Below are 2537 nucleotides of genomic sequence, written 5' to 3'. Positions count from 1 at the left end.
GATAATATAATATATATGTTATCTTTTTTAAAAATAACTGTAATAGAAAAGAGAATATAATATGAAAAAAATTAAAAACGAAAAAATAAAAATAACAATAATTAATGGGTTTTTAGGTAGTGGAAAAACTACTTTACTGACACAGTATATTCATGAATTATTAAAAAATGATGAGAAAGTTAATATTATCATGAATGAATTTGGTAGTTTTGACATTGACAGTAACCATATTGCAGATGATATAGAAGTTCGTTCACTAATAAATGGTTGTGTTTGTTGCGATTTAAAACAAGACTTAGTTAATGAAATAGAAGCACTCATTAATTCAGAAAAAGTAGAACATATTATTATTGAGGCAACAGGAATAGCGCATCCATTAGAAATTATGGTTGCTTGTCAAGACCCACTTATAGTAAATTATTGCCAAAAACCATACGTTATTGGTGTACTTGATGCTAAACGATTTTTAGATAGAAGTCAATATAGTGACAATACTGTCATGTTAATGGAGGAACAACTTAAATTAAGTGACGCAATTGTTATAAATAAAATTGACTTGATAGATGAAGATTCATTAGTAATCATCTTGTCTGAATTACAAGGGATAAACCCAAGTGCTATTAAGCTTGAAGCGACTTATGGGAAAATAAGTTTTGAGCAATTAACAAATAATAATGACAGAAAAGATATGACACATCAACATAGTCATCATCATGGTATAACTAGTTTGAAATATACCTTTACAGGTCCAATTGAAAGGCAATTATTTTATCAATTTATCCTAAAATTACCTGATAATGTACTTAGATTAAAAGGATACGTTACATTCAAAGACGCAACAACAGATATTTATGAATTTCAGTATGCCTATGGTCTACCTGAATATGGTGTTGTTTCTGGTGATTTGCCATTAACTATAGTTATTATTGGCGAAGAAATGGATGTTAATCAACTGCGTAATCAATTAGATATGTTACAATTTACTTAATTATTAACTATTTTAAAGTTATTTGTGGGAATGGGGTTATATTATGAAACGAATATCTATTAATCAACATGTAACATTTTCTAAATTAATACAAGGGTTTTGGCGTGCTAATCAATGGAATATGACACATCAACAGTTGAATACATTTATCAATCAATTAGTTGAACGTGGAATTACAACGATGGATCATGCAGATATATACGGTGATTATGAATGTGAGGCAATATTTGGCAAAGCACTAGATTTATCACCTAAATTAAAAGAGAACATACAATTGGTTACTAAATGTGGAATTGTCTTGCCATCAAATAAATATCAATTTACAGATGGACACAGATATGATTTAAGTAGTAAACATATTATTGCATCAGTTGAACAGTCACTAAAGAATATGAATGTTGATTATGTAGATAATTTATTGATTCATCGACCGTCACCATTGATGGATCCCATGGAAATTACAGAAGCAGTTGCTACACTAGTTGATGATGGCAAAATTAAATCCTTTGGTATATCAAATTTTAATGAGCAGCAATATCAACTATTGAGTCATCAACTGACGAAAGAAAAATTGCATATTAGTGTTAATCAATTAGAATTATCCCCTTATCATGTAGATAATATCAACAATGATATTATTACTACTATGTACCAACAGCAAGTTAAAGTAATGGCTTGGAGTCCATTTGCTGGTGGGCAATTATTCGATCCATTGGATGACAAAGGGCAAAGAATTATGGCAGTCATTAAACAGATAGCTAATAGATATGGTGTTTCACCTAATGCAGTAATTATTTCTTGGTTCGACAAACTTCCACATGATATTATGCCTATCTTAGGTACGAGTAAATTAAATCGAATAGATCAAGCTATTGAAGGATTATCTATAACTATCACTAATCAAGAATGGTTTGATATTTATACAGCTACATTAGGTCATGATATCCCTTAAGATTAACATAGCTAAAAGGAGTAATTTATGGAACAACAAGATAAAAGGTTTGAACAACTACGCTTCGAACGTAAATTTGTCATTATACCGTACGTCATATTTGCGATTATTATCTTAGCATTAAACATTTTCTATACTGACTTAAAAATAATGATGACATTATTTGGGTTGTTTTTCGCGTATAATTTAGTCATGTTATTCATGGCATTTATTAAACATTTTAAACGTACATTAATATTAATGTTAATACTATCAATTATTAGTGGTGTAGCATTTTTCTTTTTAATTTATGTTTTTGCTATTAATCACATGTAAGGTAAAACGTTATTAATATCGAATGCAATAAGCCAAGCACAATATAGATGTTAATCTAAATACGACATGGTTGGCTGTCACTGTCTTGATTATAAAATATTGACAATTCAACATTTTATAACCATAGTCAGTCTTGCCAGTGAGAGTGGGACTAAGACATAATTGTTATGAAACACTTATGTTTGTTCCACTCTTTTTTTAAACATTTTTATTTATAAAATAGTAAAAATTTTGAAAATTATGTGTATTATACTTTTTTATAAATATAATTATCTTTAACAT

General features: G+C 28.6%; 3 protein-coding genes. All 3 read left to right on the top strand.

Going from position 1 to position 2537, the window contains the following annotated elements; genetic code table 11:
* The first annotated feature begins 61 nt into the window (after positions 1-61).
* From CD113_RS10985 to CD113_RS10975, 3 genes are read left to right on the top strand one after another with little or no spacing between them, the layout of a single operon-like run.
* Positions 62-988 carry a CobW family GTP-binding protein gene (locus tag CD113_RS10985; protein WP_002464905.1) on the top strand — a complete coding sequence of 309 codons (927 nt, stop codon included), beginning with the start codon at positions 62-64 and terminating at the stop codon, positions 986-988.
* A 43-nt stretch (positions 989-1031) separates the two neighbouring features.
* Positions 1032-1940 (top strand): aldo/keto reductase, encoded by a 909-nt coding sequence (locus CD113_RS10980; RefSeq protein ID WP_002464906.1) that lies wholly within the window; start codon positions 1032-1034, stop codon positions 1938-1940.
* A gap of 27 nt (positions 1941-1967) precedes the next feature.
* Positions 1968-2255 carry a hypothetical protein gene (locus CD113_RS10975; RefSeq protein WP_002464907.1) on the top strand — a complete coding sequence of 96 codons (288 nt, stop codon included), beginning with the start codon at positions 1968-1970 and terminating at the stop codon, positions 2253-2255.
* Positions 2256-2537: the final 282 nt, after the last annotated feature.

It is taken from the genome of Staphylococcus simiae, from assembly GCF_002902085.1.
Lineage (GTDB): Bacteria > Bacillota > Bacilli > Staphylococcales > Staphylococcaceae > Staphylococcus > Staphylococcus simiae.
This window is presented reverse-complemented; position numbering and strand designations above follow the sequence as displayed.

Coding starts and splice junctions, on each gene's coding strand:
- CD113_RS10985 (WP_002464905.1), top strand. CDS start 62: ATGAAAAAAATTAAAAACGAAAAAATAAAAATAACAATAATTAATGGG.
- CD113_RS10980 (WP_002464906.1), top strand. CDS start 1,032: ATGAAACGAATATCTATTAATCAACATGTAACATTTTCTAAATTAATA.
- CD113_RS10975 (WP_002464907.1), top strand. CDS start 1,968: ATGGAACAACAAGATAAAAGGTTTGAACAACTACGCTTCGAACGTAAA.